Source organism: Spirochaetota bacterium (genome assembly GCA_004297825.1).
Taxonomy (GTDB): domain Bacteria; phylum Spirochaetota; class UBA4802; order UBA4802; family UBA5368; genus FW300-bin19.
On sequence record SCSX01000027.1, the window covers coordinates 22,409 to 28,892 of the forward strand.

Consider the following 6,484-nt stretch of genomic DNA (forward strand, 5'->3'; position numbering starts at 1 on the left):
GTTATCGTGATATTCACTTGCCCATGGGCTCCGAATGTACTATTTTGAATAGTAGGGAGCGTGGAATGAAACTCTTCGAATACCAGGCAAGGGGTCTCCTGCGGGCCCACGGCATTCCGGTCCCGCGCGACGAGCTCACGCGGGATCCCGACACCGCGGCCGCGATCACGGAGCGGATGGGCGGCACGAGCGTAATCAAGGCGCAGGTGCTCGCGGGCGGGCGCGGCAAGGCGGGCGGGGTGAAGCTGGTCCGCTCGCCCGAGGAGGCGCGCGCCCAGGCGGCGCGCATCCTCTCCATGGAGATCGAAGGCATGCGGGTGGAAAAGGTGCTTGTCTCGGAAGCCGCCGACATCGCGCACGAGTACTACCTTGGCATCGTGGTCAACCGGAACGCGCGGCGCGCCGAGATCGTGTTCAGCGCGGCGGGCGGGATCGATATCGAGGAGGTCGCGCGCACGAGCACGGACAGGATCGCGCGCATCCCCATCGACCCGTTCGGGGGAATAGACGAGGCGGCGGTGCGCGCGGGATTGGGACCGTCGTTCCCCGGGGAGGGGTTGCTCGACGATGCCGTGTCGATCGTGCGGAAGCTGTACGCCCTCTTCACCGAGAAGGACTGTTCCCTGGTCGAGGTGAATCCGCTCGTGCGCACCGGCGGGGGCGAGCTCCTGGCGGTCGACGCGAAGATCGTGATAGACGACAACGCACTCGCCAAGCACCCCGAGCTCGTGAGCCTGCGCAACCGCGAGGAATACGGCGACGACGAGCTCGACGCGCAGGCCGCGGGACTCAGCCTCGTGGGGCTGGACGGAAGCATAGGCTGCATGGTGAACGGCGCGGGGCTCGCGATGGCCACAATGGACCTCATCAAGCATTTCGGCGAGCGGCCCGCGAATTTCCTGGACGTGGGGGGAAGCTCCAATCCGCAAAAGGTAGTGGACGCGCTGGGCATACTCCTGCGCAACCGGAACATCAAGGCCATCCTCATGAATATATTCGGCGGCATCACGCGCTGCGACGATATCGCGAAGGGGGTGATCCTCGCGCGGGAGAAGATCGAGATACCGGTCCCGTTCGTGATACGCCTCATCGGCACGAACGAGGAGCTGGGCCGCGCAATGCTTGTGGACGCGGGCTTCCACGCGTACAACGACCTGAGCGAGGCCGTGCAGCGCGTCATCGAGGCGGCAAGGACCGGGCGGTAACAATGAGCATATTGATAGACGAGAACACCAGGGTCATCGTTCAGGGGATCACTGGGCGCGACGGGAGCTTCCACGCGCGCGCCATGCGCGAATACGGCACGAAGGTCGTGGGAGGGGTCACGCCGGGAAAGGGCGGGGCGCAGATAGACTCGATCCCCGTTTTCGAGACGATGGCACAGGCGGCGCGGGAAACGGGCGCGAACGCGTCCGTGATCTTCGTCCCGGCGAAATTCGCGACCGCGGCGATACGCGAGGCCGCCGAGAGCCCCGTCGAGCTCATCGTGTGCATCACGGAAGGAATCCCCGTTCAGGAGATGATCGCGAATTACCATTTCGCGCGCTCCCGGAACAAGAGGCTTATCGGCCCCAACTGTCCCGGGCTCATATCGCCGGGAAAATGCAAGATCGGGATCATGCCCGCGCACATCCACAAGGGCGGGCCGGTGGGCGTAATCTCACGGAGCGGCACGCTCACCTACGAGGTGGTGTACAACCTCACGAAGAGCGGGATGGGACAGTCCACCTGCGTCGGGATCGGGGGCGACCCGGTGATCGGGACCGGGTTCGCGGAGCTCCTGGAGATGTTCCAGCGCGATCCCGGCACCGAGAGCGTCGTGCTTATCGGCGAGATAGGCGGCGGCGAGGAGGGCGAGGCCGCCGCGTACATGAGCAGAAATTTTTCCAAGAAAGCGGCGGTGTTCATCTCCGGGCGCACGGCCCCGCCGGGAAGGCGGATGGGACACGCGGGCGCGATCATCTCCGGCAGCGACGAAACCGCCGAATCGAAGACGCGCGCGTTCATGGACATAGGCGTTCCCGTCGTGGACAGGCCCGACCAGATCCCGGACGCGCTCAGGGGCGCATAACCCGTAAGGAACGGCCCGGGAGCGCCGTTCGAACCGACAGCGAAGGAGCGCCATGCACGGAAACAGCTACGAGTACCTGGAGGAATTGCTCGCGGGAGAAGGGGACATCGAGCGCGCCCTCGCAAACCTTCCCGAACGTTATGCGGAATCGCACGCGGGCGCGGTCCCGCCCGAGGGCGCCGAATTCCGGCAGGGACGCGTCGACAGCCTTCTGTGGGCGTACCGCGACATAGGTTACCTTTATGCGAACCTGAACCCGCTGGGGCGCGCGTATTTCCGGGAGTTTTCGCGCCTCCCCGAGTTCCAGGAGGAAACCTACCACCGGCTGGTCCCCGAGGAGTTCGGGCTCACGGCCGCCGACCTCGACGCGCCGTTCTACGGCGGGAGGTACGTGGGGGGCCCGCTCCCGCTCAGGGAAATCTTGAAGAGGTTCACGCGCACCTACTGCTCCTCGGTGGGTGTCGAATTCCTGCACATCCGGAACAAGAAGATACGCGCGTGGCTCATCGGCAAGATCGAGTCGAGCGGGAACACGACGCTCCTTTCGCGCGAGCAGCGGCGCACGATCCTGGACGACCTCATGAAGACCGAGGAGATGGAGACCTTCCTGCACCGCACCTTCCTGGGACAGAAGCGCTTCTCCATCCAGGGGGCGGATTCGCTCATCCCCGCGCTGCACTACCTGGCCGACAGCGCCCACCGCTTCGGCATCGAGGAGATCGTCCTGGGAACGAGCCACCGCGGAAGGCTCTCCATCCTGAACCAGATACTCGACCAGTCGCCGGAGGATATCTTCTACATGTTCGAGGAGAATTTCGTGCCGGGCGTCAGGGGCGGCAGCGGCGACGTGCGCTACCATATCGGCTACGCCGCCCGGCACGTGAACGAGGACGGGACCTCCGTGAACATCACGCTGCTGCCCAACTCCAGCCACCTCGAATCGGTGGACGCCGTCGTCGAGGGGAACGCGCGCGGACTGCAGGACAAAATGCGCGACTGGCGGGGGGAGCGCGTCATGCCGGTGCTCCTGCACGGGGACGCCTCGTTCTCCGCTCAGGGCGTCGTCGCCGAGACCTTCAACCTCTCCATGCTGAAGGGCTACACGACGGGGGGGACGATACACATCGTCGTGAACAACCAGATCGGCTACACCACCTCGCCCGAGGGCGGCCGCTCGGGGCTCCATCCCACCGACATCGCGAAGATGATACCGGTCCCCATATTCCACGTGAACGGCGACGACCCCGAGGCGGTCCTGCATGTAATGCGGCTCGCGCTCGAGTACCGGCGGGAATTCCATCGCGACGTCGTGGTGGACATGTACTGCTACCGCCGCTACGGCCACAACGAGGGGGACGAGCCCTCGTTCACCCAGCCGCACATGTACGAGCTCATCAAGGACCATAAGGGCGTGACCGCGCTCTACCTTGAAAGATGCATCGAGAGCGGCATTGTCGCGGAAGGGGAGTTCTCGCGGATGCGCGCGGAGTACCGGGGCGCGCTCGCCGCGGCCCTGGACGATGAGCGCAGGAATAAGGCGGACACGGCCGCGGACCCCGGCTTCGTAAGCGTGGAGCCCGCTTCCGGGTACGGGACCGCCGTGGACGAGACGATCCTCCGCGAGCAGGCCGGTATCCTTACCGCGGTGCCGCCCGAGTTCGACATACACCCCCGCCTGGGGAAAATCATCGAGAACAACAGGACGCGCTTCCGGGAGGAGGGTCTCCTTGACTGGGGCATGGCCGAGGCGCTCGCGTTTGGCACCCTGCTCGCGGAGGGCGTGCCCATACGCCTCTCCGGCCAGGACAGCGAGCGCGGAACCTTCTCGCAGCGCCACCTCGTGTGGTGGGAGGAGGAGCACGAGAACTGCTGTCATTATATCCCGCTCGCGGGGCTGGCCAGGGAGCCGGCCGAGTTCACGGTCTACAACAGTCCCCTGTCCGAGTACTCGGTGCTGGGGTTCGAATACGGGTACGCGCTCGCCCGCCGGGACGCGCTCGTGATCTGGGAGGCGCAGTTCGGCGATTTCGCGAACGGGGCGCAGGTCATGATCGACAACTACATCACCGCCGCGCGCGCGAAGTGGAGCGTGCGCAACGGCCTGGTGATGCTCCTGCCGCACGGCTACGAGGGGATGGGCCCCGAGCATTCCAACGCCTACCTTGAGCGCTACCTCTCCCTGTGCGCCTCCGAAAACATCCGGGTCGCGTACCCGACCACGCCCGCGCAGTATTTTCACCTGCTCCGTTTACAGAAGAAAAACCCGGACCAGAGGCCGCTTGTGGTCATGACGCCCAAGAGCCTGCTCCGCGACCCGCGCGCGGTTTCTCCCATCGGGGATTTGAGCGGGGGCCGATTCCAGCGGACGATAGAGGACGCCCCCGGCCTGGGAATCGCGAGGCTCCTGTTCTGCACGGGAAAAGTCTATTACGACCTGCTCTCCGGCCTGGAGGATGGCGACCGCGGCGGCACGGGGATCGTGCGCGTCGAGCAGCTCTACCCCTTCCCGGAAAAGGAGATAGGCGCCGCGCTCGAAAAATATGCCGAGGCGACAGAGTATTACTGGGTCCAGGAGGAGCCGCGCAACCGGGGCGCCTGGCGCTTTATAAGGGAGCATTTCGACATTCATTTTCCCGGGATCAGGCTGGGCTACATTGGGCGCGAGGCGAGCGCGAGCCCGGCGGCGGGCTCGCTCAGGCTGCACCGGGAAGAGCAGCAGGCGATCGTGGCGGCCGCGACGGGCGGCTTCAAAAAAGCGGGCGGGTTGAAAAAATGAAAGAGGAAGTCAGGATTCCGTCGGTGGGAGAGTCCATCGTCGAGGGGATGCTCATGACCTGGTACAAGGCCCAGGGCGAGCACGTGGAGCTGGACGAGGACCTCTACGAGTTCGAGACCGAGAAGGCGAGTGTCACCGTGCCCTCGCCGTTCGCGGGCGTGCTCGAGATCCTCGTGGAAGAGGGCTCCAAGGTGAAGATCGGTCAGGTGGTGGCGATGATCGACACCGCGGCCGCTTCGGGGAAATCGGCAACCGTCCGGGACGAAGCCTCGTCCGCTCCGGGACCACGCGCATCGGCCCCCGAAAAAATGAAAGAGAAGCCGTCAAAGGCGCCGGCACCGGAAGAGCCCGCGAAGGAATCCCCCGGTCCCCTTTCCCCCGCGGTACGCCGCGTCGCCGCCGAGAACGAAGTCGACCTGTCCGCGGTCAGGGGAACGGGAAAGGACGGAAGGCTCACGAAGGGCGACGTGCTCGAGGCCGCCGGTGAAAAACCCGTTATGCGGGATCGTGAGGACGCACCGCGCGCGACGGACGCGGTGAGCAGGGGCACGCCGGGCGGGACGAGAAGGGAGGCCCTTTCGCCCATCCGCAAATCGATCGCCACGCACCTGGTCGCGGCGCGCCGGGAGGCCGCGCACCTGACCACCTTCAACGAGATCAACATGGAGCTCGTGATCGAGCTTCGCAAAAAACACCAGGAGGACTTCGAGAAAAAGTACGGCATCAAGCTGGGCTTCATGTCCTTCTTCGTGAAGGCCGCGGTCGAGGCGCTCAGGGAGTTTCCCGTCGTGAACGCGCGAATCGAGGGAGAGGAGATCGTCTACCACGATTTTTACGACATAGGGGTCGCGGTTTCCACGGACCGCGGGCTTATCGTGCCCATAATCCGCAACGCCGACGCGATGGGCTTCGCCGATATCGAAAAAAAAATCGCGGACCTCGCCGCCCGCGCGAAGAACAAGAAGATACTCCTGGCGGAGCTGCAGGGCGGCACCTTCTCCATCACCAACGGCGGAATCTTCGGCTCGCTCATGTCGACGCCCATCCCCAACCACCCGCAATCGGCGATACTGGGCATGCACGCGGTGCAGGAGCGCCCCATCGCGGTCCGCGGCGAGGTGAAGATCAAGCCCATGATGTACGTGGCGCTCACCTACGACCACCGGCTTATCGACGGCCGCGACGCGGTGCGCTTTCTCGTGCGCATCAAGGAATATATTGAGGACCCGGAGAGGATTCTTTTATATATTTAAGAAACGACCTCATCCCCCTGCCCCCTTCTCCCAAGGGGAGAAGGGGGTTGAGGACAAAGGCTTGCACGAGGTTGAGAATGAAGACTCAGGAACGGCAATGAGCATTCTACTACGCACCCCTCTCCCGCGGGAGAGGGGACGGGGGTGAGGTGGTGGCGGGTAACGCGTTTGATGTCGTCGTGATCGGGTCGGGGCCGGGGGGCTACACGGCGGCGATCCGTGCGGCGCAGCTGGGACTTACGACCGCGCTCGTGGAGAAGGATTCCTCGTTAGGCGGCACATGCCTCAACGTGGGGTGCATCCCGGCGAAGGCGCTGCTGGACACGACCGAATTCTACGCGGCCGCGGCGCACGGGGCGGTCGAACAGGATGCCCTGTTCGACC

5 protein-coding genes are annotated in these 6,484 nt (G+C 64.8%); all 5 read left to right on the forward strand.

The window, feature by feature from the left end:
• Positions 1–65 precede the first annotated feature (65 nt).
• Positions 66–1,205 carry an ADP-forming succinate--CoA ligase subunit beta gene (locus EPN93_05535; protein TAL37746.1) on the forward strand — a complete coding sequence of 380 codons (1,140 nt, stop codon included), beginning with the start codon at positions 66–68 and terminating at the stop codon, positions 1,203–1,205.
• A 2-nt stretch (positions 1,206–1,207) separates the two neighbouring features.
• A complete protein-coding gene (gene sucD, locus EPN93_05540) occupies positions 1,208–2,071 on the forward strand; it encodes a succinate--CoA ligase subunit alpha (protein ID TAL37747.1) in 864 nt (287 codons plus the stop codon).
• Positions 2,072–2,123: 52 nt separating this feature from the next.
• On the forward strand, positions 2,124–4,847 hold the full coding sequence (locus tag EPN93_05545) for a 2-oxoglutarate dehydrogenase E1 component (GenBank protein ID TAL37748.1): 2,724 nt from the start codon (positions 2,124–2,126) through the stop codon (positions 4,845–4,847).
• Positions 4,844–6,100 carry a 2-oxoglutarate dehydrogenase complex dihydrolipoyllysine-residue succinyltransferase gene (gene odhB, locus EPN93_05550; GenBank protein ID TAL37749.1) on the forward strand — a complete coding sequence of 419 codons (1,257 nt, stop codon included), beginning with the start codon at positions 4,844–4,846 and terminating at the stop codon, positions 6,098–6,100. The genes EPN93_05545 and odhB overlap by 4 nt, the downstream gene beginning before the upstream one ends.
• 152 nt (positions 6,101–6,252) lie before the next feature.
• A partial coding sequence (locus EPN93_05555; protein TAL37750.1) for an FAD-dependent oxidoreductase occupies positions 6,253–6,484 on the forward strand: 232 nt, incomplete at its 3' end.

What these genes read in the sequence shown, in the direction of transcription:
- sucD (TAL37747.1), top strand. Translation starts at nt 1,208, where the DNA reads ATGAGCATATTGATAGACGAGAACACCAGGGTCATCGTTCAGGGGATC.
- odhB (TAL37749.1), top strand. Translation starts at nt 4,844, where the DNA reads ATGAAAGAGGAAGTCAGGATTCCGTCGGTGGGAGAGTCCATCGTCGAG.
- EPN93_05545 (TAL37748.1), top strand. Translation starts at nt 2,124, where the DNA reads ATGCACGGAAACAGCTACGAGTACCTGGAGGAATTGCTCGCGGGAGAA.
- EPN93_05535 (TAL37746.1), top strand. Translation starts at nt 66, where the DNA reads ATGAAACTCTTCGAATACCAGGCAAGGGGTCTCCTGCGGGCCCACGGC.